The sequence below is a fragment of the Mycolicibacterium sarraceniae genome (assembly GCF_010731875.1).
In the GTDB taxonomy this organism is placed as follows: domain Bacteria; phylum Actinomycetota; class Actinomycetes; order Mycobacteriales; family Mycobacteriaceae; genus Mycobacterium; species Mycobacterium sarraceniae.
On sequence record NZ_AP022595.1, the window covers coordinates 252,864 to 275,967 of the forward strand.

Sequence of the window (23,104 nt, forward strand, 5' to 3'; positions counted from 1 at the left end):
TTACCGGTCGCATCGGTCTTGTCCCCCATGTACACCTGGCGGGCAAGCTCGTCGTAGCGGCGTTGCATCGAATCGATATTGTTCTGAGTGGTCTCCGATCAGCTCACCGAGGTGCTGCTGGTTGTGCGTGTCGCGGTCGACGAACGGCATGCCCGGGTGGTTGCCGACACTGTGGTCGCGGCTGTACAGAAAGTCCTTGTCCTCCTGGGACAGCTTGTCCCAAAGGTCGCGAAACTGCTTGGGGTTGCCGGCCACCGGATCGATCTCCATCCCCAACGACTCGGCATCGGCCTTCAGACTGGCCAACGCCGACTTGATCTTCTCGATGTTGTCCGCGGCGCCACCATGCTGATCGCGCCTCATGTGATGTGAGATTGGTCCCGCTCACAACCCGTCCGCGACGGCCACAGCGTCGAATACCGCGTATGGAGCGATATGACGTGGCGATTGTCGGCGGGGGTCCGGCAGGGGCATCTGCAGCCTGGCGGGCCGTGCAGAGCGGAGCGCGAGTTGTCTTGCTGGATAAGGCCGAATTCCCGCGTGACAAGCCACGCGGCGATGGCCTGACTGCTCGCGCGGTCAGTCTCATCCAAAAGATGGGACTGGCTGACGAGGTCGACAAATTCCACCGCGTCAATCGGGCGACGATCTTCAGCCCCAATCGGTTGGAGCTGTCATTCCCGAGCCGCCCCGGCATGCCCAACCATGGCCACTGTGCGCCTCGCCGCGAACTGGACCCGCTGCTGCTGAAGAACGCCCAGTCCGCAGGCGCCGAGGTGCGCCAGTCCACCGAGGTCGCCGGCCCCATCATCGACGCCGACGGACGAGTGACGGGGTTGGCGCGCAAAGATGGGGAGTAGGTGTTCGCCGACGCGGTGATCGCCGCCGACGGCACCTACTCGCCCGTCGAACGGGCCCTCGGCCTGACGTCGCGGTACAACGGCTACTCGGCGATCGCGATTCGCACCGAGATGCAGGCGAACCGTCCCGACTCCGACTCCCTCGACATCCATATGAAGTTGGCGTTTCAGGGCGATCAGCTGCCCGGCTACGGCTGGGTGTTTCCGATGGGCGGGGGCTGCCTTATCGGGCTGGGTTACGTCAACAGCTACAAGCGCTGGCAGCAGATCAACGTCACCCGAGTGCTCCGCGAGTTCCTCGAGACGCTGCCACCCGAGTGGGAACTGCCCTCCATCGACGAGCTGCGGGCGGCCAAGGCTGTGCAGGCCTGGCGGCTGCCGCGAATTCCTCGACATCGCGCCTGATGATGCTGTGCAGCAATATGACCCCGTCAGGCGGCAGCAGCGTATGAGCGGCCCGGAAGAAACCGTCGTAGCGGGCGCGACCGAACTGCTCCCAGCCTTGCAGCAGAACGTGTTTGGCGCGCGGACTGGCGTTCTCGTCGAGGAGTCGCTGCGCGCTGGCTTGTTGGTTGCGGCTCAAGGTCAGCCCGATGACGTTGACGTCAAAGCGCTCCACGGCCCTGTTCAGGGTGGCGCCCCGGCTGCACCCGATGTCGAGCAGCGTCATGCCCGGCTCCAGTCCCAGCTTGCTCAGCGACAGATCGATCTTGGCGATCTGGGCCTGCTCCAGGGTCATGTCGGCACGTTCGAAACACGCACAGCTGTAGGTCTGGGTGGGGTCGAGGAACAGCCGGAAGAATTCATCGGGTAGGTCTTAGTGCGCCTGAACATCGTCGAAATGCGTTGTCAGCACGCGAGTTCCCGAAGCGTCCGGTGCAGTCATATTCAGGTATTCGGCGCTGACGACGTCGTGGATGGGATCGGGGTTGGCCAAGCCGCCGACATTGCCACCCACCCGGCGCGGGCGCTGCGCCGAATGACGGGCATGAGTCACGGCGTCGGTCGGCGATCACTCGCCGTTGTGGGTGGTGGAGTCGCGGGCCTGACCGCCGCATACGTGCTGGCACGGCGGAACCGGGTGACGTTGTTCGAGGCCGACAGCCGTGTCGGCGGCATGCGCACACTCACCTGCTCGATGACGGGTACGGCCAGACGGTCGCGGTGGACTCCGCGTTTCTGGTGCATAACGATCGCACATACCCGACGTGGTGCCGCCTGTTCGACGAACTGGGCATCGCCACCCGCGAAACCGGAGCACGGTTGACGGAACGCTGTATGAAAAACGCGATACCGGTGGCGTGCACCCCCGTAGCGCCGCGCCGCGAACAGGATCAGCGAACCCCAGCCGCAGCCGACATCGAGCAGCCGCAGGCCCTCGGCGAGAACGCGTTTGCGGCAGATGAGGTCGACTTTCTCAGTCTGCGCCTCAGGCAACGTTTGCCGGTCATCGGTGAAACATGCCGACGAGTACGCCACGTGGTCATCGAGAAGTAGGCGATAGAAGTCGTTGGACAGATCGTAGTGATGGGCGGTCGCGCCGTCTGCTGTGCCGACGAGTGCTTCGAGGCGCTGCGCAACGTTCAGCACCGGTATTCGTCACCGCCGGCCCACCGGATGGGTGTGGGCCCGCCGTTGCGACCGGATCAGGTCAGCGGCAGTGTGGCGAAAATCTGTCCCGTCGGTTGTGGGGAACCTTGCCCGGGCTCGAGTGTGAACGCCAGCGCGTTGGTGTTTCCGAGATCGGTGAGCATCGCCGTTGTCGACGGCCGCACGGTATCGGTGCCCATCGTGCCTGCCGATTTCGGGGTCCCACCGTCGAGCAGCCACATTTGGTAGACCGAACCCGGCGGTGGCGGGGCGACGTTGTTCATCACCAGCACCGCGGCATTGGTGTCGCGTGAGTAGACGAGGGTGGCCATGCCCCCGGTCGGGATGGCGGCGGTGGTGGTCCGGACGTCTGGAGCCTCGAGCACGCGTGCGGCGGTCGGCGTGCTGGGGGTCGGTGGGCGCAGTACAGCGACCGCGCCGAGCGCCCCGAGCCCGATGACCAAAGCTGCAGCGGCGGCGATGAGCGGCCTGCGCCAGGAGCGACGGGGTGCCTTGACCTGTGGTGTGGCCGCTGCCAGGATCCGCTCCCGCAGCTCGGGCGGCGGCTCGACGGCAGTGGCGGCCGACACCAGGGCCATCATTTCGCGATAGGCCCGCACCTCATCGCGAAAAGCTTGGGCCAACGCCGCAGGTGCGGCGTCAAGACTGCGCTCGATGTCGGCGCGCTGGTCATCGTCGACGGCTCCGAGGGCGTACACCCCCGCGAGTTCCATCAGCTCGAAATCTGCCGGGCCTGTCATGCCACAGCCAGACAGTTGCGCAGGCCCCGCAAGGCATCTCGGATCCGCGATTTGATGGTCGACAGATTTGCCGAAAGCCGTGCCGACACCTCCGGATAGGTCAATCCGCCGTAATAGGCGAGCTCGATGCACTCTCGTTGGACGTCGGTGAGCGAACCGAGGCATTCGGCGACGCGGCGGCGGTCCTCTCCGACGAGCACCGCTTCGGCCACATCGTCGCCGGGGCGCTCGACGGTGGCCGTTCCGTAGCGGTCTTCACGCCGACGGCTCGCCTCTTCAGATCGCACCCGCTCGACAGCGCGACCGTGGGCGACCGTCATCAGCCAGGCCATCGCCGATCCGGCCGCCGGGTCGTACTTGGTGGCATTGCGCCACACGTGAAGGAAGATGTCCTGGGTGGTTTCCTGGCTATAACCGGGATCCCGCAGGATCCGTAGCACCAGCCCGTACACCCGCGCCTTGGTCAGGTCATAGAACGTGGCGAATGCCTCGGCATCCTGCCGCGCTGCCCGCGCCAGCAATGCCTCAAGCTCCTTGCGCGGCGGCGGCGATCCGTTCATCAAGCCATAGCCTAACCACAGACAGGCGCCGGATTCCCCTGAATCCAGCGTCGCGACGGTCGACTCCATCTCCCGCCGCGCATCCATAACAGCTATTCGCTACTGAACCGCTGACAGATGGCGCCACGCGTCCATTGACGCTCGCTATGATCCTGCCGGCACCAATCGTCGTCCCTCCCGATCGGATTCACCATGACTGAACACGTCGAACAGCTGGAGTTCCAGGCCGAGGCCCGCCAGTTGCTTGATCTGATGATTCACTCCGTGTACTCCAACAAGGATTCATTCCTGCGGGAGTTGATCTCGAACGCCTCCGATGCGCTGGACAAACTGCGCCTGGAAGCGTTCCGGAACAAGGACATCGACGTCGACACCTCCGATCTGCACATCGAGATCGACATCGACAAGGACGCCCGCACGCTCACGATCCGCGACAACGGGATCGGGATGACCCGCGACGAGGTGGTCGGCCTGATCGGCACGCTGGCCAAGTCCGGCACCGCCGAACTGCGCCAACAGCTCAGGGAGGCGCAGAATGCCGCCGCATCCGAAGAACTGATCGGCCAGTTCGGCATCGGCTTCTACTCGTCGTTCATGGTGGCCGACAAGGTCACCCTCCTCACCCGTAAAGCGGGCGAGACCTCGGCAACCCGATGGGAGTCCAGCGGCGAGGGCACCTACACCGTGGCCGCCGTCGACGACGCGCCGCAAGGCACGTCGGTCACCTTGCATCTCAAGCCCGAGGATGCCGAGGACGAGCTGCACGACTACACCGCCGAATGGAAGATCCGGGCACTGGTCAAGCAATACTCGGACTTCATCGCCTGGCCCATTCGGATGCAGGTGGAGCGGCGCAGCCCGGCGACCGAGGACGGCGAAGGCGAGGCGGTCACCGTCGAGACGGAGACCGTCAACTCCATGAAGGCATTGTGGGCCAGGCCTAAAGACGACGTCTCCGACGAGGAGTACACGGAGTTCTACAAGCACATTGCGCACGCCTGGGACGACCCACTGGAGGTCATCCCGATGAAGGCCGAGGGCACCTTCGAGTACCAGGCACTGTTGTTCATCCCGTCGATCGCCCCGTTCGACCTGTTCAACTCCGATGCCCGAGTCGGTGTGCAGTTGTACGTCAAGCGGGTGTTTATCATGGCCGACTGCGATGAACTGCTGCCGCCCTACCTGCGCTTCGTCAAGGGCGTCGTCGATGCGGCGGACATGTCGCTCAACGTTTCTCGCGAAATTCTGCAGCAAGATCGGCAGATCAAGGCGATCCGCCGCAGGCTCACCAAGAAGGTGCTCGCGACGATCAAGGAGATGCAGTCCGAGCGCCCGGCCGACTACCGAACCTTCTGGGTGCACTTCGGCCGGGTCCTCAAAGAGGGCCTGCTATCCGATGTCGACAACAAGGACACGCTGCTGGCGGTGTCCTCATTCGCCTCGACGCACAGTGACGAGGAACCCACTACGCTGGCCGAATACGTCGGTCGGATGAAAGAGGGTCAGGAGCAGATCTTCTACGCCGCCGGTACATCGCGTCAGCAGCTACTGAGTTCACCGCACCTGGAAGCGTTCAAGGCCAAGGGTTATGAGGTGCTGCTGCTTACCGACCCGGTCGACGAGGTCTGGGTGGATATGGTGCCCGAGTTCGACGGCAAGCGCCTGCAATCTGTCGCCAAGGGCGAGGTTGACCTCGACTCCGAGGAAGACAAGAGCGCGCTCGAGGCCGAACGCTCGCAGTTGGAGCAGGACTACGCCGACCTGCTCGGGTGGCTGGCCGAGACTCTGGGCGAGAACGTTAAAGAAGTGCGCTTATCTACTCGGCTGACCGACTCTCCGGCCTGTCTGATCACCGATAGTTTCGGCATGACGCCCGCGCTCGCGCGCATGTTGCAGGCGTCAGGGCAAACGGTCCCGCAGCAGAAACGCATCCTCGAGCTAAACCCGGGCCATCCGTTGGTGGCCGGATTGAGAGACGGGTTCTCGAGCCGCGGGGGCGACGCCGCGCTCGCCGAAACAGCCGAATTGCTCTACGGCACAGCACTTCTGGCTGAGGGTGGCACGCTGGAAGATCCTGCGAAGTTCGCGGCGCTGCTAGCGGATCGGTTGGCGCGGACCGTCTAGAAGGCCTCTCTCGAGGGTTTCCCTCCGACCGGCATGAGATCGTACGGCGGCGCTCCGACCCCACTGACCATCAGTTGGCCGGAGGGGACTTTCTCGACGAGACGAACGGCGGCGCTTCGGCTTCCAATCCGCAGTCGAGCCTGCTTGCCCGCCGCCAGATCCTCGGGCGCTCCGTAGGCGAGGCCTTGCCAGTGGTACTGCCCGTCGATCGGGCTGAGGTGACCAGCGAGGCGGACCCGGACCTCATAACGCGCGTCGGCCACATCCAGTTCGGCTGTGCCGTCGAAGACACCGTTCTCGTCCACTGTGGTCACAGGAAGTTGGTCCGCTTCCACATCCGGCGGCTGATCCAGTTCATCAGCCCGATCTCGTCGAGGAACGCCGCCAAAGGCGCGAATCCGGCACGCGTCGTCTCATGGAAGTACGGATTGGCGCGGGCCTGGCGGCGCGCTTCCCGGCCGTCGAGACCGGCCCGCCGGTACACGGCGCGGTTGGTGAACAGGTAGCGGTAGAACGGTCCCCCGGCGCCGTGGACGCTGGCGAGTAGAAACCGGTTGCGCCGCCGCATCGTTGGGACATCGCGACGTGCGCCGTCGCGGGCGAATTGGATGTGCCGCGCCTCCTCGGTCACGTGAATCCGCATGATGCGACGCACAATCGGCTGCAGCTCGGGGTCGTCGAGGATCTGGCGTTGAAGGGCGTCGAAGATCTCTTCACCGACGAGTGCGGCGATCCACAGCACCGACTTCTGGAACATCAACGGCAACGCGTTGATGATCATCCGCTGAAAGCGACTGGGCTGAAACGCCTTTCCGTCCACCGCGCTGATCGTGCGACCGAACATGACCATGTGCCGGGTCTCGTCACCGAGTTCGGTGAGCGAGTAATGGGTCGACGACGAGGTGATGTCGGCGTGCATCAGGCCACGCAGCAGCGCTTGATTGAGGATGTTCTCGAACCACACACCGGCCGAGAGAAGGTTGATGAACTCCTGGCGCGAGAGCTCGATCTGCTGTTCGCGGGTCATATCCGCCCACATCGGAGTGCCGTACAGCGACACCACGCGGGGTGGCAGGAAGAACCTGTCGGGTACGACCGGGGATTCCCAGTCGATGTCGACAGCCGGCGCGTACGACTTTTTGGCCGAGCCCTTGAGCAGCCGATCGGAGAACTCCTCCCGGCTGGGTGAGGTCAGTGTCTTGGTCGATGAAGCCATTGAAGCTGTGGCCATGGGAAGCCTCCTGCTAGTCGCGGATGTCCTGAGCGCTGCGAACTGAAGATACATTCGTCGTCTGTTTGTATCAATAGTTCATGCCAGGCTTTAGACTGCACCGATGAAACACGGAGGCCTGCTCGCCAAAGCGGTGCAGCGTTTCGGGTCGCCGACCGCCGAAGGCAACCCTCAACGGATCCTCGATGCAGCGCTCAAGCAATTCGAGCTGTTCGGCATCCGGCGATCCACCGTGGAGGACATCACCAAGCGGTCCGGGTTGGCCCGGGTGACGCTGTACCGGAACTTCGCGAACAAGGACGCCATCGTCGAGGCGGTACTGCTCCGGGAACTCGAGCGCTTCCTATCCGAACTCGCCGAAGAGGCCGGCGGCTACCCGACGGCGGAAGACAAGCTGGTCGAGGGGTTCGTGTTCACGCTGAATACGATGCGCGGGCACGCACTGCTGCAGCGGTTGCTGGCCACCGAACCGGAGACCGTGCTGCCGTTCCTGACGGTCGAGGGCGACAGCGTCATCCTGACCGCGTCATCGTTCCTGGCGCATCAACTAGCCGTCGCGCTGCCCGATGACAAGCGCACCCAGATTGAACTGCTCGAGGTCGCCGAGGTCACCGTCCGAGTCATCGTGTCGTTTGTGCTGACACCCTCACAGAACGTCGCGCTCGGCGATGACGACGCAGCCCGGTCCTTCGCACGGCGTTACCTGGTTCCGCCGCTGCTGGGGCTGACGGGTTAGTTGGCGACGGGTCAGACTTCGTCCAGACGTGGATAGAGCACGTCCCGGGTGAGTAGTTGGATTGCCGCCGCGATCGGCCTCTTCTTCGTCGGAGCGGGGCTGACCGACCCTGTCGTCATGTCCCGCGGCGGCCAAGGCGTCGTCCGCTGCGATAGGTCTCGGCACATCGACTTGTTTGAGCCACCTGGGGTGGACTATGCGGTCGCTGCGAGCTCGGGTCCCTCGGCGCTGGCGCGCAGGGACTTGAGCGCCTTCGCGAGAAGACGTGAGACGTGCATTTGCGAGCACCCCACTCGTTCGGCGATTTGGGTCTGGGTGAGATTGTCGAAGAAGCGAAGGGTCAGAATCACTCGCTGCCGCGCGGGCAATGCGGCAATCAACGGACGGACCGTTTCGACGTTCAGCACCTTGTCCAGGTTGGGGTCAACCTCACCAAAGGTGTCGGCGATAACCCTGGGGCCCTCGCCGGCCCCAACGGGGGCATCGGTTGACACGGTTGCGTAGTTACCGCCACCAATGGTCGCCTGGATGATCAGCTCCCGGTCGACTCCAAGATGAGCGGCGATTTCGGTGGCCGTGGGTGCGCGGTTCAGCCGTTGCGACAGGTCCGAACGAGCCCTGATCATCTGCGGCTGAATCTCTTTGATCCCACGAGGCACTTTCACCGCCCACCCGTAATCCCGGAAGTGACGCCGGACCTCGCCCATCATCGTCGGCACGGCGAAGGACAGAAATTCTGAGCCGGTCTCGACGTCGAAGCGGTTCACGGAGTTGACAAGGCCAACTCGTGCGGCCTGCACAAGATCGTCGAACGGCTCGCCACGGCCGCCGTACCGCCGCGCGATGTGGTCGGCAAGCGGCAAACTGCGCTCGATGATGGAATCTCGGAGACGGCGAAACGCGGGCGAACCCTCATCAAGGAGCTTGAGGCTCCGGAACATTTGAGTGACTTCGGAATAATCTGAATTGGCCGCACCGGACGCAGGCATCAACAAGCTCCCTTTGATTCGCCGTAAGTAGTCACCGGCTCGAATCTGAACCTGCTGTCGCGGAGTACCCCCTAGTTGAACAGGCTAAACGCTATCGGCGGGGTTGCAGCATTCGGCGGCACGCTCGCGGCGGACGAGCTTGCGATCGCCGACCATGACGCGCTCAACGTGGCCGATGTGGTCGCCGAGATCAAGGAGCTCACCACGCCGTCCCACAAAGACCGTCGTGACCGATCTCAGCCGGGCAGCTGAGCCAGCCAGTCCTAGTCTTCGTCGATCGGCTGGTCGCTGATCACCACGAATGGCACGCCGTGGCCTCCGGAAATTGGTGCAGGACAACAAGATTATTGGCCGTGACAGCACGCGGGTCGAACCCGATCGGCAGGCCGAGGACAGCCCCGGCGGCTCGTAGCGCCCGGCTCGTTGATCGTGCATTCATGCAACCATCATGGTCCGCGCTCACGCGTCGGCGGCTTGCGGCCTGTGTGAACGGCAACGGATTAGGCTATACGTAGTCGTTTGTTTCGATCAGCGGCCGAGCGCCGCGTGTGTGTGAAGGGATACCCATGCGCTCGTTCAGCGTGATCGTTGGCGTCGCGGTCGCCGCCATCGTCAGTTCCTCTGGTGTGGCGGTGGCGGCGCCGAAGGACTACTGCGCAGATCTCAAGGGCAGCAACACCGGCAGCGCGTGTGTCATTCAGCTCTCCGACCCGGCCTACAGCGTCAACATCAGCATGCCGCTCGACTACCCCGACCAGAAGTCCGTCGCCGACTATATTTCGCAGACCCGCGACGCCTTCCTCAATACGGCCAAGTCCGGCGCGCCCCGCGAGACCCCGTATTCGCTGACCGTCACACCGACGGAGTACACGTCCTCGATTCCCCCACGCGGCACACAAAGCATGGTCTTCAAGGTGGTCCAGAACGTCGGTGGCACGCAAGCGCAGACGACGTACAAGGCCTTCGACTGGGACCAGAGTTATCGCAAGGCGATCATCTACACGGCCGCTCCGGAAGATAAAGCAAACGCGCCCCTGTGGCGGGTCGACGACCCCCTGAAGACCGTTGCGCCGATCGTCCAGGCCCAACTGCAACAGCAGTTTGCCCCGCCACCGCAGCCGGCCGCACCTGCCACCACCCAACCGGGGGAGCCGGCCGCGGCCACACCGACGACCACCACCACACCGCCGCCACCCCCGCCACCGTTGCCGTTCGCGACGAGCGCCCTCTATAACCCGGCCAACTACCAGAATTTTGCAGTGGTCAACGACGGTGTGATCTTCTTCTTCGACCAGGGAGTGCTGCTGCCCGCCTCGTTTGGGGGGCTGCAGGTGCTGGTGCCCCGGTCGGCGATCGACCCGATGATCGCCTGACGAGTCGAGGAATGTCGATAGTCCGACGCGAGCGCGCCGCGCACTCTGTAAAGACCTCGGTGTCACTCAGTCTATGGGCGGGGTGGGGTCATGCCGACAACGCCCTGGCCGAATCGTTCAACGCCACCCTCAAACGCGAAGTCCTCCAAGACCGTGCCAGCTGGCCCGACACCGCGAACTGCCGCGGCGAGGTCTTCCGCTGGCTGGCCCGCTACAACACCAAACGACGCCACTCCAGCTGCCGTCATTCCAGCCCCGCCACCTACGAAAGGACCCTGACACCCGCTACGCTGCCCGAAGCCGCCTAACCACAAATCCCGTGTCCATTACATGGGGGCAAGGCCCTCGGTGACCTGACCCTCACCTACGAAGGCATGAATCTGGCCGCCGATCGTGGGCTGATGCTGTTGGCCTTCACCGCGCAGCCCGGCACCCCCTCCCATGATGGTCTGCAGCTTCTCGCCAGCTGGGCCGCCAGTACCGACGGCATCGCCCCATCCCCTATTGCGGCCATTGAGAAGACAGACAGCGCCTGAGCCCTTTCACCACACGCGACGCCTCTGATCACACTCCGCCTCTGGCGCCCCGGTGCCAAAACCAGTTAGGGCAGTTCGATCGGGTCGCAGTCTCCTGAACTCGATCTGACGGAACGACGGAGGAAATCGCATGGATACCAACGGAACTGACGAAACACAACCGGAGCGACCGGTCGGCATCTCCACCAGGCTCACCCTGTTATTCGCGGTGGCGGGAGGCGCAGCAGTGGGAAACCTCTACTGGGCTCAACCGCTTCTCGGCAATATAGGCACCTCGCTCGGTATCTCCACCGGCCTCGCCGGCCTGCTGGTCACGGTGACTCAGATCGGCTATGCCGTAGGAATTCTGCTGGTGGTGCCGCTCGGTGACGTCCTCAATCGTCGGCGGCTCATTCCGGCGATCATGTTGTGTTCCGCCGTCGCATTGGCGGCCTGCGCCCTAGCCTCGATTTTTCGTCGAGGGTGATGGTGTGAAACGCCCTGGTTCTGCCGGAGGCTCGGGCTATTGGATTTCGACCAGGTGTTGGTCGCTCCGTTGGGCATCGTAGAACGTGGCTTCGAACTCAGCGGGCGGGACGTCGTTGAGGTAGCCGTGTAAGCGGTTGGTGTTGTGCCAGAAGACCCAACTGAGGGTGGCCAGCTCGACGTCCTCGACGGTCTTCCACGGCCCGCTGCGGGCGGGACCGTAGATCAGCTCGGCCTTGTAGTAGCCGTTCACCGTCTCCGCCAAGGCGTTATCGAAGCTGTCCCCGATCGAACCTATAGAGGGACCGCGCCGATCTCGGCGAGCCGTTCGCCGTAGCGAATGGAGGTGAACTGCGACCCAGCATCGGAGTGACATCTCAAGCCCGCCAACAGGTTTCCGCGCGACCAGCGCGCATCTCAACGCGTCGAGGACCATCGAGGTCCGCATATGGCCGGCCACCCGCCAGCCCACGATCATCCGGGAGTACGCATCGACGATGAAACACGCGTACGCGACGCCGGCCCAAGTCGGCACGAATGTCAGATCCGTCACCCAAAGCTGGTTCGGCGCGGTCGCGGTGAACTTGCGCTTCACCAGATCGGGGTGCCGCGCAGCTGGCATCTGGCTTCGTGGTCTTGACCCGTTTACCGCGCCGTGCCCGCAGATACCGGCAGCCCGCATCAACCGGCCCACCTGATCGCGGCCCACGTCGTGGCCATTTCGGCGGGCGGTCTTCCACAGTTTGCGGGCCCCGTAGACGCGGTAGTTGTCCTCCCAGAGGGCCACCAGGGCCGGCACCAGTTCGGCGTCACGTTGCGCGCGCGCCGACGGACCGCGGGACTTGGCGTCGTAGTAAGTGCTCGGGGCCATCACCACGCCTGCCGATCGCAGGACGGTGATGATGGGCTCGACCCCGAACTCCTCGCGCTGGGCGTCGATGAAATCGACTATTTCTTGTGTTGGCGGTCGAGCTCCGCCCCGAAAAAACTGGCCGCACGTTTCAGTATTTCGTTGGCACGCTTGAGTTCTCGGATCTCCTGCTCGAGCTCTTTGATCCGTGACGACTCCGCGCTGGACACTCCCGGAGCGCATCCCTCGTCAATATCGGCTTGACGCACCCAGGACCGCACCGACTCCACCCCGTAGCCGAGTTGGCGGGCCACCCGCGACACGGTTCCCTGCTCGGTCCCCAACTCGGCACGCAGAGCCCGGACCATCCGCACCGCAGCGGCCTTCTCCTCCGGGCTGTAACGACGCGCCGTGGGCTTCCCGGCAGACTGTTCCTTCGGCATACCTGCATCCTCGTTTCCAAGGTCAGGAGCCTCCGGGATTTCCAGGGCGTTTCAGATTGCCGCCATGACCGGGAAAACCGCTGTGGTGCTCACCATCCCAATCGCATACTCGGGCACAAAGTCTCTGTCGTCGAGGGCAAGGCTGCTCTCAGCGTCGAGTAAGTTCTGTGTGACCTCCAGTGCCCAATCTCTCAAATCGGCACCGCGTTTGGCTTTCGACGTCGTGCGCTCAACGATGTTCTGGGTCATTGCCCTACGCCAAAGATGCGCCAGCAGCTCTTGTGGATCCGATTGGGTCATTGCAGGCCAGCGCTCCTCTTCCGCGTCGTCGCTACCCGACGATGCCCCTCCGTGCCGCGGTTGGCAAGGAATATCCGAACCGTTGCCGGCGTCTTTGAGGCCCGTCTAAACCCTAGGCGGATAGGTGCTCGAGCGTACTGATTCCAGCTTCAACGACCCGCAGAGCCCGAAATGCATAGTCCAACAACCTCTCTGGGTCACCCTGCACGGCGACTGTTATTACCCCGGTTTGGGGGTCGGGTGTTGCGTCCTTGACGATGTGCTTGCTGCTTTGTAGCGAGGCCCAGGGCCGTGCATGCGCGTAGCCGCTGAGCAATTGCCATGAGTTCGACAAGACGCAGGCAGGGTCAAACCCGCCACTGCTGAGTGCCGGCACCACCGCTCCGGCGAGCTGCACCATTTTCGTATCGCTGGTGCACTGCCCCCCGTAAGTGTTCTGTGTGAAGAGCGTGGCACGCGATTGGAGCGTGGTCGCCTGTTGCAGAATCCAGTTAAGCCGCTTGTCTATTTCGACCACCAGCGCGTCAAAGGTGGCTTGGTCTGCTGGCGGGAACGGTTGATTTATCGGGTCAGCCGCCAAGGTATTCAGCCACCCTAGGCGAGACTTGAGGTCCTTGAAGTTGAATTCCAATGCGCGCAAACGTCGTTCGGTTGGTGTATTTCCGTCGGCCATCCACAAGGCAGTCGCGGCTCCGGTGATTGCAGTTCGTATCACCGTGGCCTGCGCGTACGGATATGGGTGCTCACGATTTTCAAGGCTCCACGCCAAGAACCTCAGATGATCCAGCGCGCTGAGTAGACATTGGACAACACCTTGCTGAAACGTTGTGTAGATAGGTGCAAAGTAGAGATCATCCGCGATGATGACCGCAGAGTCGGACGCCTTGACCGCCTGCAGCCGCGTCAACGCGTTCCCGGTCTGATCCTTTAGCCACGCATAACCTTCCTCGACGCTCGGCGGCTTGTCGCCTGACGAACCGCTGGTGTCCACATTGCCCCTTTTGCGCATCGTTTGGTAGATCTGCCGGAATGGTTGTAACAGTAACGATTTGGCGACAGACAAGAGCTTCAATCTTCAATTTCCTCGGCCTCATCGGCAGCGGCAACGATGGCGGCAGCCAATTCTCGGGCATCAGCGGTCGACGTTCCCATCACGGCGTCGTTGACGCGGATCTCGAGCCACGTCTGCACTACTGCGCCAGTGCTGTCCTGTTTCCCAATGACAGTGACCGTGTTACGTCCTGTAGACCGGGTGTGGCCCGTGAACTCACGCGACCAGCTTCCGTGTCTTTCCTGCCACTCATGGCACTCCATTGCGCCGGAAGGGTCGGGTACATGACCGAAGTCCACCTGTCCCCGGAGGTTGAGGGAGGCATACGAACGGGCTTCCTTCAAGAGCTGCTCTGCAGGCGCGCCTTGTTCTTCTATCCTCTCCAGATCAGCTATCTGACTAGGGTGTTGACCGTCGCTGGGAACGACGACCACGGGGTGGGCCTTCGTCGTTGAGCGTGCCGATGTGGTCGTTGGTGTGACCGGGGTTTGATCTTGGTGGTCTGCACCGTCAGTGTGTCGAGGAACTGATGGTGCGCGGCACCCCGCTGAAGTCTTGGCCGGCTTGGCGGGGTGCCGCGCTGTAGTGCTCGGAGGCACTGATGGTGACCGTAGAGGTCGATCTTGTTCGCGTCGAGTCCCGGTTGGCGGCTGGGGAGCTGTCGTGTCCGTCGTGCCCGGACGGGGTGCTGGCCCGGTGGGGTTTCGGGCGGTCGCGGCGGGTGGTCGGGCTGGAGGGTCCGGTCCGGCCTCGCCGGTCGCGGTGCCGGGGGTGTGCGGTGACTCATGTGTTGTTGCCGGTGTCGTTGTTGCTGCGCAGGGCGTATGCCGCGGAGCTGGTATGGGCGGTGTTGCAGGCCCGGGCGGCCGGTGTCGGGCATCGGCGGATCGCCGCGGCGGCGGGTATCCCGGCGTGCACGGTCCGGCGCTGGTTGCGGGTGATCGGTCGGCGGGTCGAGGCGGTGCGCCAGTGGTTCATCGGGGTCGCGGTGACCGCGGGGGTGGAGGTGTCGATACCTCCGGCGACCGGCACAGCTGTCGGGGATGTTCTGGCTGCGGTGGGCGCGGCGAGGGCGGCGATGGTGTCCCGGTTCGGGCCGGGACGGCTGGTCGGCGCGGTGACGGCGGTTTCAGTGGCGGTGGCGTGCAGCGGTGCCCGGCTGCTCGCGCCGGAGTGGCCGCCGGTGTCGGGGTGGGTGGGTGCAACACCAGTTGCCCTCTGATGCGCGGTGGGGTCGATGGGCCATCGTCGCGGGGATGACTGCCCTGGCAACGGGTTTGGGCGGCATCGCCAGCGGTGAAGGAGTCAGTGCGGTGTTGGGTGAGGATGAGCGCCGGGCGCGGGCCCAGGCGGTGGGGTTGTTCCGCTACCAGTTGATCTGCCCGGCGTTGGATCAGGGCCTGTCGACGAAGGCCCGGGGCGGCTGGTCCGCCAGATCGCCTCCGGTGAGCACACCGACCCGTTCGGGACCCCGGTGCGGTATTCCCGGGACACCCTGGATCGGTGGATCCGCCGGTATCGGGCCGGCGGGTTCGTCGAGTTGGTGCCCAGCCCCCGGACGTGTGTGCCGCGCACCGATACCGCAGTGTTGGAGATGGCCGCGGCCCTCAAGCGGGAGAACCCGGCCCGGACCGCCGCGCAGGTGGGCAGGATCCTGCGCACCGCGACCGGGGGCCCTCGGAATCGACCCTGCTGCGGCTGTTCCACCGCCTGGAGCTGATCGGCCCGGCCGCCGGGGATGCCCCGGTGGTGTTCGGCCGGTTCGAAGCCGCCAACCCCAACGACCGGTGGACCGGGGACGCCCTGCACGGCCCGCGGATCGGCGGGAGGAAAACCTATCTGTTCGCCTTCCTCGATGATCATTCCCGGCTGGTCTGCGGCTACCGTTTCGGCTTCGCCGAGGACGCCGTCCGGTTGGGTGCCGCGCTGCAACCCGCACTGGCCGCCCGCGGGTCCCGGCCAGCGTCTATGTCGATAACGGGTCGGCCTTCGTCGATGCCTGGCTGCTGCGGGCGTGCGCGAAACTCGGCGTGCGCCTGGTCCATTCCACCCGCACCGCCCCCAGGGCAGAGGCAAGATCGAACGGTTCTTCCGCACCGTGCGTGAGCAGTTCCTGGTCGAGATCGTCGATACCACCGCCGAACAGCTCGCCGCTACCGGGGTTGATCACCGCACCGCGCTGCTGGAACTGAACCGGCTGTTCACCGCGTGGGTCGAAACCGAGTACCACCGCCGCACCCACACCGAGACCGGCCACGCCCCGCTGGACCGCTGGGAGCAAGGCTGGACCCGGCTCGGCCGCGGCCCGGCGGTACCGACATCCGCGGATCTGACCGAGGCGTTCCTGTGGTCGGAGCACCGCACCGTCACCAAAACGGCCACGGTGTCGTTGCACGGCAACACCTTTCAAGTCGATACGGCCCTGATCGGGCGGCGGGTGGAGTTGGTGTTCTCACCCTTCGACCTGGAAACCATCGAAGTCCGCTACCGCGAGGTCCGCTACGGCCGGGCCGTGCCGCACATCATCACCCGCCATACCCACCCCAAAGCCCGACCCGAAACACCGAACCAGCCCCGGCGGCGACCGGGATCGACTACCTGGCGCTGACCGCCCAGACCCACCACGAGCAGATCCGCGCCGATCACCGCATCGGATACAACGCCCTGTTCGCCACCCCCACCACCGCGCGTACCGACGGCCAGATCCCCGGACAACTCAGCATCGACGACATCGCCAGCCTTGACGACCAGGATGGGGTGTCGGCGTGAGTATCGAACGGCTGCAACAGTATTACGGCTTCACCCGGATGCCCTTCGGCCGCGCTCTGGCCCCCGGGATGCTGCACCGCCACCCCGGCCACAGCGAAGCCGTCGCCCGGATCTCCTGGTGTGTGGACCAGCATGCGATCGGGGTCATCACCGGGGAGGTCGGTGCCGGTAAGACCGTCGCGATCCGGGCCGCGACCGCCGCGCTCGATCCGGCCCGCCACGTCATCATCTACCTGCCCAACCCCTCGGTCGGGGTCCGCGGCATGCTGCACCACATCGTCACCGCGTTGGGGCGGGTGCCCAGTTTCTACACCGCCACCCTGGCCCCCCAGGCCGCCGAGGCCCTGGCCGCTGAACACGCCGAACGCGGCCGAACCCCCGTCGTGGTCATCGACGAAGCCCACCTGCTCGACAACACCCAAATGGAAGCGATCCGCATGCTCACCAACCACGACATGGACTCCGGGTCACCCTTCGCCGCCCTGCTCGTCGGGCAACCCACCCTGCGGCATCGCCTGCGTCTGGGCGTGCTGGCCGCACTCGATCAGCGCATCGCGATGCGCTACGCGATCGCCGGCATGGCCCCCGCCGATACCGCCGACTACATCGGCCACCACGCCACGATCGCCGGCCGCACCGACACCCTGTTCTCCGACGACGCGATCACCCTGATCCACAACGCCGCCCGGGGCTACCCCCGGGCGGTCAACAACCTCGCCGTGCACGCACTGACCGCGGCGTTCGCCGCGAAAGCCGCGATCGTCGATGAGAAAGCCGCCCGGATCGCGGTCACTGAAACAGGCCACGACTGAATCACCGACCATGCGACGTCACCGCACCGAGGACGCCGTCACCATGCAGACGAAGGCCCTGCCCGCTACGCGGACAGGGCCTTCGCTACATCAACACCATCGGCATCCACGATGACGCCATCAACTGCATCCACAGCGACGGTCAACACTAGGGATGAGGTGCTCGTGTTCGGCGATGTCCCGCCATGTCGTCATAGCTTCCCAGCGTAGGGCTGGCCACCGTCAAGAAGCGGCAGGCACACACGGTCCTACTCCGCTGAATATGCCTCTGGATCATCATGCCCTTGCACGTCGGCTCAGGCTGCAACTTTAAGGTGCTCCGGCGACACAGCGGCCGTGTGTGAGTCACCGCGCAGCTGCACAACCACGGTGTGGTCAGTGACAGCAGCGATGACGCCCTTCCTGACAGGTAGGACGGAGGCCGATACATGACAGCGCGTCCGACTGTTCCCCTGAAGCTTTCGAACTCATCAGAGGTTGTCCTTCGCCTTCGCCAGTTCAGCTACAGCGTTGGCACTGAGGTTCGCGGCAACGACAGCGTCCCTACCGTCTTGGCTGTGCTGATACCGCAGAGCCGCGTTCACGGTCTTGCCTGTTCTCGAAATACTCGGCAATGGACGGCAGCAGCACACGCACCGCTACATCACGATCCACGTCGAATCGAGCGGCAATGGCGTCGGCGGCAACCGCACCGTCGTTCTCATCGCAAATCGCCAGCGCCGCTTGCAGGGTGGTCAGCTCGTCAGGTGTCGTCGTGATCGCCAGTATGCGTTGCCCCTCCGACAGGATGGGCTGACTAGCTGTGATGTCGACTAGCCGGACTTTCTCAGGGTCATGGTCATCGAAAAGGGCTGCTGCCGCACACTCGCCGATTTCGCCAGCCCTGAGTGCCCCGATCATGCGCACTCCTGTGACACCGTGCTCGGCCATGTGACCTAGCCAGACCGCCAGCGCGCCACTGCGCCGCCACGCGCAGCGGCACGCACCATTCGCCATACATGCGGCTCACGTGCCGCGACTCGTGCCAGCTGGAGTAATCAAGCCGAGCACAGACCTGTGCTACCGAACTTCGTGCACTCACTTGCGGTCGTCACGCGTCAAGATCGTTAATCGTTAATCAGGAAGCCTGACGTTCACAAATCCGTTCACAAACCCAATGAAAACGACCCCCGGAGAGATCTCCGGGGGCCGTTTTGCCTAGTAGCGGGGACAGGATTCGAACCTGCGACCTCTGGGTTATGAGCCCAGCGAGCTACCGAGCTGCTCCACCCCGCGTCGGGTGAACGCAACGTTACCGGGCGCTGAGCAGAGGAACCAAATCGGCTGATCAGAGCCCCAAACACCCATCGCGTTCGTCACAACCCACCCCTATTCACTTGCTTCTCGCGGCCGAAGTCGACAGGCTCGATGGAGATGAAGAGACAACACGCCACTCGCTGCGCCGCGATCGCCATGATCGCCGCCGTCGCTCTCGGGACCACCAGCTGTGACCACGAATCCGGTCTCGAAACAGGCAAACCCGCCGCGTCGATCCCCGCGCTCCCCGGCGTGAGCATGTCAACCACGACGACCAGCACCAAGCCGGCCGCTGCACCCGTCGATTACACCCGACTGCTGCTGCAGTCCCGCGACATCTCGACCAAGAGCGACGCCTTCACCGCGCAACCCGCGACCGCCAACCCCGACACCCGCCCCGGCGCAGAGGTCTTGATCGTCAACCAGGAGCAGACCAAGGCCGTCAGCATTCTGCTCGTCGAGCTCGACAACCCCGCCTCCGGCCCGTCCGCGCTCGCCGAAGCGCAGGCCAGCCTGACCAAATCGGTCAACCCCGGACCGCCACAGCCCTCGATCGTCGGCACCGGCGGAACTGTGGTCTCGGGTAACTCCCCCGACGGCGCGAAGTCGGTGACCGTGCTGCTGTTCACCGAGGGATCCACCCTGGCCCGCGTCGAGTTCGACGGTCTACCCGGCCAACCCGCCGACGCCAACTTCGTCACCAACACCGGGCAGAAACAAGCCATCGCCCTGCGCGTGGGACTTCCCACCGCTCAAGGCGCGTCCTAGCGTCGCGCGGGCACCGGCGTACGCCACGCCACACGCGGCGGCTACCCCGGCTGCCTGCCGAGCCGTCAGGTGCCCGTAACGCACCGCGAGGTCTTCGTCGTGCGCCAAGAACGTCGCCCCGATCACCAACATGTCGGCACCGTCGGCGAGCTCCGACACCCCGAACGCCCCAACCGCCACCGGCCCCGCGGCCTCGATCGGCTCCTCCCGCACGCCGACGGTGTCGTAGAAGATCGAGGCGTGCCGCAGCCGGGCGAAGTGCTGCGCGCCCGACGCCGGAAAGTGTGCCGAGATCGGATGATCCACCCGGTCCAGTGACGAGCGCTGGATGATGCCGGGCACCCCGAGACAGTGGTACCCGTGAAAGTGCGTGAGACACAGCCGGTTTACCGCGCTGGCCGGAACCCCAGCCAGCACCATCTGGCACCGGGTTCCCCCGCCGGGATCGAAGAGCAGCCCTTCGTCGTCCCAGCGCAGCAGGTAGCCGTTGTGGTTGCGGTAGCGCGTCGGCACCTGACTTGCGGTGCCGAGCACGACCAACTCACGCATGGCAGAACTACTTAGTGGCCTCGTACTTCTTGAAGGCATCGTCAAGACGCTGCAGCGCATCGCCGTATTCGGCGAAGTTGCCATTCTTTTGGGCTTCCTGCACGGCACCCAGCGCGGTCTCAACATCTTGCAGCGCGGCCGCTTTGGGCCCCGACAACGCCGTCGGCGCGCCCGGCACGCCCGGCGTAACCGCCGCGATAGGGGTGGGAACCTCCGGCGCACTGCCCGGCGCCGGGGCCGCAGCCGCTGCCGGCGGACGAGAGCCCGGCGGCTGACCCCCCGGCGGGGTCGCCGGTGCCGGACCGGTGGCCGTCGCACCCGCGCCAGCCCCGAAAATGCCATCCAGAGCCGTACTTACCGTCGGGCCGTAGCCGACCTTGTCGTTGTACATCATCGCCACACGGATCAACCGTGGGTACGACGATGCGGCGTCACTACTTCCCGGTGAGGCATAGACCGGCGACACGTAGATCAGACCGCCCTGCCCGACCGGCAGCGTCAGCAGATTGCCCCACCGTATTCGGTTCTGGTTGTCGCGGCCGATCACACCGAGGTCTTGGCTGACCGCGGTGTCGGTACTGATCGCGTTGAACGCCAACTTGGGGCCGTTGACCTGACCTGGAATCGTCAACACCGTGATCCGCCCGTAGGTGTCGGGATCGGAGCTCGCACTGATGTAGGCAGCCAGGAAGTCGCGCCTGAACCGGTTCATCGCACTGGTCAGCTGGAAGGACGCCGAATTATCGTTGCGGGCAATATCTTTGGCGACGATGTAATACGGCGGCTGATAGCTGCTTGCGGTCGGGTTGGGATCCAGCGGCACATCCCAGAAGTCCGAGGTGGAGAAGAACGTCACCGGATCGTCGACGTGGTACTTGGCCAGCAGCATCCGCTGGACCTTGAACAAGTCTTCCGGATAACGCAGGTGCGCAGCGAGATCCGGCGAGATGTCGCTCTTCGGCTTGACCGTGCCGGGGAACACCGACATCCACGCCTTCAGCACCGGGTCGGTCTCGTCCTGCGCGTACAGCGTGACGGTGCCGTCGTAGGCGTCGACGGTGGCCTTGACCGAGTTGCGGATGTAGGACACCTGCTTGTCCGGCGCCAGCCGGTTGACGGCCACCTCGGTGGAGTCCGCCGTCGCCGAGGACAACGAGGTCGACTCCGAGTACGGGTAGTTGTCCAGCGTGGTGTAGCCGTCGATGACCCACACCATCTTCTTGTTCACGATCGCCGGGTAGACGGTGCTGTCGGTGGTCAGCCACGGCGCCACCGCCTCCACCCGCTGCGCGGGATCACGGTTGAACAGGATCTTGCTGTTGGACCCGATCACGTTGGAGAACAAGAAGTTCCGCTCGGCGAACTTCGCGGCGAACACACTGCGGGCCAGCCAGTCGCCCAGCGCGACACCGCCGCTGCCGGTGTAGGTGTAGTTCTTGGTCTCGGTGTTGGTCTCGTAGTCGTATTCACGGTCGTTGCCGTTCTTGCCGACGATCGCGTAGTCAGCCGCGGTATTGGAAATGACGGGACCGAAGTAGACACGGGGCTGATCCAGCGGAGCCGGACCCGGCGAGACGACACTGCCGTTGGCACCGACGACGCTGGCCAGGAACTCCGGATAGCCGCCGCTGGCGTTCGGGTCGTTGGCGATTCCGCGCACCGTGTTGGCCGGCGACGCGATGAAGCCGTTGCCGTGGGTGTACACCGTGTGCCGGTTGATCCAGTCCCGCTGATTGTCGATCAGACGATCCGGGTTGAGCTCACGCGCGGCGACGACGTAATCACGCAGATCGCCGTCGGGTCCCTGATAGCGGTCGATCGACAACTGGTCGGGGAAGTAGTAGAAGTTCTTGCCCTGCTGGAACTGGGTGAACGCCGGGCTGATGATCGTTGGATCCAGCACCCGGATATTCGACGTAGTCGCCCGATCGTCGGCCACCTGCTTGGCCGTCGCGGGCGCGTTGCCCGTGTAGTCGCGGTACGTCACGTGATCGTTGGTCAAGCCATAGGCCTGCCTGGTTGCGACGATACTGCGACTGATGTATTCGCTTTCCTTCTGCGCCGCATTGGGTTTGACGCTGATCTGCTCGACGACCAGCGGCCAGCCCGCCCCCACGATCAGCGAGCTCAGCAGCAACAGCACCAGCCCGATCGCGGGAATCCGCAAGTCACGCAGCACGAGTGCGGAGAACACCGCGGCCGCGCAAATGATCGCGATGGCCATCAGGATCAGCTTGGCAGGCAGCACCGCGTTGATATCGGTGTAGCCGGCGCCGGTGAAGGGCTTGCCACCGCGCGTGTGGCTGAGCAACTCGTAGCGGTCGAACCAGTAGGCCACCGCCTTGAGCAGCACCAGCGTCCCGATCAACGCGACCAGCTGGATACGCGCCGGACGACTCAACGCGCCGCCACGGCCGGCCAGCCGGATACCGCCAAACACGTAGTGGCTGATCAGATTCGCCAGGAAGGCCAGGAACACCGCCACGAACAGATACGACAGCACCAGCCGGTAGAACGGCAGATCGAAGGCGTAGAAGCCGAGGTCCTTGCCGAACTGTGGATCGGTGACGCCGAAATCGCCGCCGTGCAGGAACAGTTGTACCCGTGGCCAGTAGCTCTGCGCGACCGCACCGGCCATCACGCCGATGATCGCGGGCACCCCGATGCCGAACAGTTTGAGTTTCGCCATCACCGCGGTGCGGTAGCGCGCCACCGGATCGTTGGGCCCGGCGGTCGGCACGAATACCGGGCGGGTGCGGTAGGCCAGCGCCAGCCCGACGAAGACGATCGCCCCGACCAGCAGCGCGGCCACCAGGAATACGACGATGCGGGTCACCAGCACGGTGGTGAACACCGAGCGGTAGCCCAGCTCACCGAACCACAGCCAGTCCACATAGGTGTCGACCAGACGAGGTCCAACCAACAACAGCACGACGACCGCGAGCGCAACACCGATCAGAATTCGGCTGCGCCGAGTCAACTTCGGCATCCGGGCGCCGGGCCGCATACTCACCTGTCAGGCTCCTGGGTCTTGTCGGGCG

General features: G+C 64.5%; 24 protein-coding genes, 1 tRNA gene, 5 pseudogenes and 1 other annotated feature. Of the genes and pseudogenes, 13 read left to right on the forward strand and 17 right to left on the reverse strand.

All coding sequences use genetic code 11. The annotated features are described in order from the left end of the window. The gene (locus G6N13_RS01405) at nucleotides 1-363 is read right to left on the reverse strand and encodes a hypothetical protein (RefSeq protein ID WP_163694268.1); all 363 of its coding nucleotides are present in this window, start codon (nucleotides 361-363) and stop codon (nucleotides 1-3) included. Between the two features lie 62 nt (nucleotides 364-425). Here G6N13_RS01405 and G6N13_RS01410 point away from each other — a divergent pair. After that, a pseudogene (locus G6N13_RS01410) lies at nucleotides 426-1,241 on the forward strand (NAD(P)/FAD-dependent oxidoreductase); the annotation flags it as partial. Here G6N13_RS01410 and G6N13_RS01415 read toward each other — a convergent pair. Further along, nucleotides 1,225-1,746: pseudogene (locus G6N13_RS01415) on the reverse strand (class I SAM-dependent methyltransferase); the annotation flags it as partial. The pseudogenes G6N13_RS01410 and G6N13_RS01415 overlap by 17 nt on opposite strands. 102 nt (nucleotides 1,747-1,848) lie before the next feature. Between G6N13_RS01415 and G6N13_RS01420 the strand changes: the two are divergent. Beyond that, the gene (locus G6N13_RS01420; RefSeq protein ID WP_407663897.1) at nucleotides 1,849-2,127 is read left to right on the forward strand and encodes an FAD-dependent oxidoreductase; all 279 of its coding nucleotides are present in this window, start codon (nucleotides 1,849-1,851) and stop codon (nucleotides 2,125-2,127) included. Nucleotides 2,128-2,228: 101 nt separating this feature from the next. On the opposite strand, the pseudogene G6N13_RS01425 reads toward G6N13_RS01420, so the two are convergent. The 3 genes and pseudogenes from G6N13_RS01425 to sigK form a co-directional block, all read right to left on the reverse strand. Further along, nucleotides 2,229-2,450 (reverse strand): annotated as a pseudogene (locus tag G6N13_RS01425) (SAM-dependent methyltransferase); the annotation flags it as partial. A 56-nt stretch (nucleotides 2,451-2,506) separates the two neighbouring features. Further along, entirely contained in the window at nucleotides 2,507-3,211 is a 705-nt protein-coding gene (locus G6N13_RS01430; protein ID WP_163694505.1) for an anti-sigma factor, read from the reverse strand. Continuing rightward, nucleotides 3,208-3,771, reverse strand: coding sequence for an ECF RNA polymerase sigma factor SigK (gene sigK, locus G6N13_RS01435; protein ID WP_163694506.1), 564 nt, complete (start codon nucleotides 3,769-3,771; stop codon nucleotides 3,208-3,210). The genes G6N13_RS01430 and sigK overlap by 4 nt, the downstream gene beginning before the upstream one ends. 192 nt (nucleotides 3,772-3,963) lie before the next feature. Between sigK and htpG the strand changes: the two genes are divergently transcribed. Further along, nucleotides 3,964-5,895 carry a molecular chaperone HtpG gene (gene htpG, locus G6N13_RS01440; protein WP_163694507.1) on the forward strand — a complete coding sequence of 644 codons (1,932 nt, stop codon included), beginning with the start codon at nucleotides 3,964-3,966 and terminating at the stop codon, nucleotides 5,893-5,895. On the opposite strand, the gene G6N13_RS01445 is transcribed toward htpG, so the two are convergent. Beyond that, on the reverse strand, nucleotides 5,892-6,209 hold the full coding sequence (locus G6N13_RS01445) for a DUF4873 domain-containing protein (RefSeq protein ID WP_179965053.1): 318 nt from the start codon (nucleotides 6,207-6,209) through the stop codon (nucleotides 5,892-5,894). The two genes, htpG and G6N13_RS01445, sit on opposite strands and share 4 nt — an antisense overlap. Further along, a complete protein-coding gene (locus G6N13_RS01450) occupies nucleotides 6,206-7,126 on the reverse strand; it encodes an AurF N-oxygenase family protein (RefSeq protein WP_407663859.1) in 921 nt (306 codons plus the stop codon). Before G6N13_RS01450 ends, G6N13_RS01445 begins: the two co-directional genes overlap by 4 nt. 103 nt (nucleotides 7,127-7,229) lie before the next feature. Between G6N13_RS01450 and G6N13_RS01455 the strand changes: the two genes are divergently transcribed. Beyond that, complete coding sequence (locus tag G6N13_RS01455) at nucleotides 7,230-7,862, forward strand: TetR/AcrR family transcriptional regulator (RefSeq protein WP_163694508.1); 633 nt, start codon at nucleotides 7,230-7,232, stop codon at nucleotides 7,860-7,862. A 194-nt stretch (nucleotides 7,863-8,056) separates the two neighbouring features. On the opposite strand, the gene G6N13_RS01460 is transcribed toward G6N13_RS01455, so the two are convergent. After that, nucleotides 8,057-8,851 (reverse strand): SigB/SigF/SigG family RNA polymerase sigma factor, encoded by a 795-nt coding sequence (locus G6N13_RS01460; protein ID WP_163694509.1) that lies wholly within the window; start codon nucleotides 8,849-8,851, stop codon nucleotides 8,057-8,059. A 75-nt stretch (nucleotides 8,852-8,926) separates the two neighbouring features. On the opposite strand from G6N13_RS01460, the gene G6N13_RS26025 reads away from it, so the two are divergent. The 5 genes and pseudogenes from G6N13_RS26025 (at nucleotide 8,927) to G6N13_RS01485 (ending at nucleotide 11,226) form a co-directional block, all read left to right on the forward strand. Next, on the forward strand, nucleotides 8,927-9,103 hold the full coding sequence (locus G6N13_RS26025) for a hypothetical protein (protein ID WP_163694510.1): 177 nt from the start codon (nucleotides 8,927-8,929) through the stop codon (nucleotides 9,101-9,103). A gap of 314 nt (nucleotides 9,104-9,417) precedes the next feature. Then, complete coding sequence (locus G6N13_RS01470; protein WP_163694511.1) at nucleotides 9,418-10,224, forward strand: RsiV family protein; 807 nt, start codon at nucleotides 9,418-9,420, stop codon at nucleotides 10,222-10,224. 37 nt (nucleotides 10,225-10,261) lie between these two features. Next, a pseudogene (locus G6N13_RS01475) lies at nucleotides 10,262-10,532 on the forward strand (integrase core domain-containing protein); the annotation flags it as partial. 66 nt (nucleotides 10,533-10,598) lie between these two features. Beyond that, nucleotides 10,599-10,760 (forward strand): hypothetical protein, encoded by a 162-nt coding sequence (locus tag G6N13_RS01480; RefSeq protein WP_163694512.1) that lies wholly within the window; start codon nucleotides 10,599-10,601, stop codon nucleotides 10,758-10,760. 130 nt (nucleotides 10,761-10,890) lie between these two features. Beyond that, nucleotides 10,891-11,226: a hypothetical protein gene (locus G6N13_RS01485; protein ID WP_179965054.1), complete on the forward strand. Its 336-nt coding sequence runs from the start codon at nucleotides 10,891-10,893 to the stop codon at nucleotides 11,224-11,226. 36 nt (nucleotides 11,227-11,262) lie between these two features. Here the strand turns inward: G6N13_RS01485 and G6N13_RS01490 are convergent, their stop codons facing one another. The 5 genes from G6N13_RS01490 to G6N13_RS01505 form a co-directional block, all read right to left on the reverse strand. Beyond that, nucleotides 11,263-12,177, reverse strand: coding sequence for an IS3 family transposase (locus tag G6N13_RS01490; protein WP_235678013.1), 915 nt, complete (start codon nucleotides 12,175-12,177; stop codon nucleotides 11,263-11,265). Further along, nucleotides 12,088-12,219, reverse strand: a sequence feature (AL1L pseudoknot). Its footprint overlaps the gene before it by 90 nt. Further along, entirely contained in the window at nucleotides 12,174-12,518 is a 345-nt protein-coding gene (locus tag G6N13_RS24725) for a transposase (RefSeq protein ID WP_235677901.1), read from the reverse strand. Its footprint overlaps the feature before it by 46 nt. The genes G6N13_RS01490 and G6N13_RS24725 overlap by 4 nt, the downstream gene beginning before the upstream one ends. 51 nt (nucleotides 12,519-12,569) lie before the next feature. Next, a complete protein-coding gene (locus G6N13_RS01495) occupies nucleotides 12,570-12,767 on the reverse strand; it encodes a hypothetical protein (RefSeq protein ID WP_163694513.1) in 198 nt (65 codons plus the stop codon). A 163-nt stretch (nucleotides 12,768-12,930) separates the two neighbouring features. After that, nucleotides 12,931-13,890, reverse strand: a complete 960-nt coding sequence (locus tag G6N13_RS01500) for a hypothetical protein (protein ID WP_163694514.1) — start codon at nucleotides 13,888-13,890, stop codon at nucleotides 12,931-12,933. Further along, a complete protein-coding gene (locus tag G6N13_RS01505; protein ID WP_163694515.1) occupies nucleotides 13,887-14,303 on the reverse strand; it encodes a hypothetical protein in 417 nt (138 codons plus the stop codon). Before G6N13_RS01505 ends, G6N13_RS01500 begins: the two co-directional genes overlap by 4 nt. Nucleotides 14,304-14,470: 167 nt before the next feature. Between G6N13_RS01505 and G6N13_RS25625 the strand changes: the two genes are divergently transcribed. The 3 genes and pseudogenes from G6N13_RS25625 to G6N13_RS01520 all read left to right on the forward strand — a co-directional run bounded on the left by G6N13_RS25625 (nucleotide 14,471) and on the right by G6N13_RS01520 (nucleotide 17,450). Next, nucleotides 14,471-15,091 carry a helix-turn-helix domain-containing protein gene (locus G6N13_RS25625; RefSeq protein WP_163694516.1) on the forward strand — a complete coding sequence of 207 codons (621 nt, stop codon included), beginning with the start codon at nucleotides 14,471-14,473 and terminating at the stop codon, nucleotides 15,089-15,091. Between the two features lie 34 nt (nucleotides 15,092-15,125). Next, nucleotides 15,126-16,638, forward strand: a pseudogene (locus tag G6N13_RS01515) (DDE-type integrase/transposase/recombinase). Between the two features lie 38 nt (nucleotides 16,639-16,676). After that, nucleotides 16,677-17,450 carry an ExeA family protein gene (locus G6N13_RS01520; RefSeq protein ID WP_235678014.1) on the forward strand — a complete coding sequence of 258 codons (774 nt, stop codon included), beginning with the start codon at nucleotides 16,677-16,679 and terminating at the stop codon, nucleotides 17,448-17,450. A 543-nt stretch (nucleotides 17,451-17,993) separates the two neighbouring features. Here G6N13_RS01520 and G6N13_RS01525 read toward each other — a convergent pair. Next, nucleotides 17,994-18,350, reverse strand: coding sequence for a hypothetical protein (locus G6N13_RS01525; protein WP_163694518.1), 357 nt, complete (start codon nucleotides 18,348-18,350; stop codon nucleotides 17,994-17,996). A 301-nt stretch (nucleotides 18,351-18,651) separates the two neighbouring features. Continuing rightward, a tRNA-Met gene (locus G6N13_RS01530) sits at nucleotides 18,652-18,725 on the reverse strand. Between the two features lie 138 nt (nucleotides 18,726-18,863). On the opposite strand from G6N13_RS01530, the gene G6N13_RS01535 reads away from it, so the two are divergent. Then, nucleotides 18,864-19,514, forward strand: coding sequence for a hypothetical protein (locus tag G6N13_RS01535; protein WP_163694519.1), 651 nt, complete (start codon nucleotides 18,864-18,866; stop codon nucleotides 19,512-19,514). On the opposite strand, the gene G6N13_RS01540 is transcribed toward G6N13_RS01535, so the two are convergent. Further along, nucleotides 19,413-20,063 (reverse strand): MBL fold metallo-hydrolase, encoded by a 651-nt coding sequence (locus tag G6N13_RS01540; protein ID WP_163694520.1) that lies wholly within the window; start codon nucleotides 20,061-20,063, stop codon nucleotides 19,413-19,415. The genes G6N13_RS01535 and G6N13_RS01540 overlap by 102 nt on opposite strands. 7 nt (nucleotides 20,064-20,070) lie before the next feature. Continuing rightward, entirely contained in the window at nucleotides 20,071-23,076 is a 3,006-nt protein-coding gene (locus G6N13_RS01545; protein ID WP_163694521.1) for a UPF0182 family protein, read from the reverse strand. Nucleotides 23,077-23,104: the final 28 nt, after the last annotated feature.

Bases quoted from the DNA above. Each gene is read 5' to 3' on its own strand.
- G6N13_RS01470 (WP_163694511.1), top strand. From the start codon at position 9,418: ATGCGCTCGTTCAGCGTGATCGTTGGCGTCGCGGTCGCCGCCATCGTC.
- G6N13_RS01405 (WP_163694268.1), bottom strand. From the start codon at position 363: ATGAGGCGCGATCAGCATGGTGGCGCCGCGGACAACATCGAGAAGATC.
- G6N13_RS01495 (WP_163694513.1), bottom strand. From the start codon at position 12,767: ATGACCCAGAACATCGTTGAGCGCACGACGTCGAAAGCCAAACGCGGT.
- htpG (WP_163694507.1), top strand. From the start codon at position 3,964: ATGACTGAACACGTCGAACAGCTGGAGTTCCAGGCCGAGGCCCGCCAG.
- G6N13_RS01520 (WP_235678014.1), top strand. From the start codon at position 16,677: ATGCCCTTCGGCCGCGCTCTGGCCCCCGGGATGCTGCACCGCCACCCC.
- G6N13_RS25625 (WP_163694516.1), top strand. From the start codon at position 14,471: ATGGTGACCGTAGAGGTCGATCTTGTTCGCGTCGAGTCCCGGTTGGCG.
- G6N13_RS01480 (WP_163694512.1), top strand. From the start codon at position 10,599: ATGAATCTGGCCGCCGATCGTGGGCTGATGCTGTTGGCCTTCACCGCG.
- G6N13_RS01420 (WP_407663897.1), top strand. From the start codon at position 1,849: ATGAGTCACGGCGTCGGTCGGCGATCACTCGCCGTTGTGGGTGGTGGA.
- G6N13_RS01525 (WP_163694518.1), bottom strand. From the start codon at position 18,350: ATGATCGGGGCACTCAGGGCTGGCGAAATCGGCGAGTGTGCGGCAGCA.
- G6N13_RS01450 (WP_407663859.1), bottom strand. From the start codon at position 7,126: ATGGCCACAGCTTCAATGGCTTCATCGACCAAGACACTGACCTCACCC.
- G6N13_RS01485 (WP_179965054.1), top strand. From the start codon at position 10,891: ATGGATACCAACGGAACTGACGAAACACAACCGGAGCGACCGGTCGGC.
- G6N13_RS01460 (WP_163694509.1), bottom strand. From the start codon at position 8,851: ATGCCTGCGTCCGGTGCGGCCAATTCAGATTATTCCGAAGTCACTCAA.
- sigK (WP_163694506.1), bottom strand. From the start codon at position 3,771: ATGAACGGATCGCCGCCGCCGCGCAAGGAGCTTGAGGCATTGCTGGCG.
- G6N13_RS24725 (WP_235677901.1), bottom strand. From the start codon at position 12,518: ATGCCGAAGGAACAGTCTGCCGGGAAGCCCACGGCGCGTCGTTACAGC.
- G6N13_RS01540 (WP_163694520.1), bottom strand. From the start codon at position 20,063: ATGCGTGAGTTGGTCGTGCTCGGCACCGCAAGTCAGGTGCCGACGCGC.
- G6N13_RS01535 (WP_163694519.1), top strand. From the start codon at position 18,864: ATGAAGAGACAACACGCCACTCGCTGCGCCGCGATCGCCATGATCGCC.
- G6N13_RS01430 (WP_163694505.1), bottom strand. From the start codon at position 3,211: ATGACAGGCCCGGCAGATTTCGAGCTGATGGAACTCGCGGGGGTGTAC.
- G6N13_RS01455 (WP_163694508.1), top strand. From the start codon at position 7,230: ATGAAACACGGAGGCCTGCTCGCCAAAGCGGTGCAGCGTTTCGGGTCG.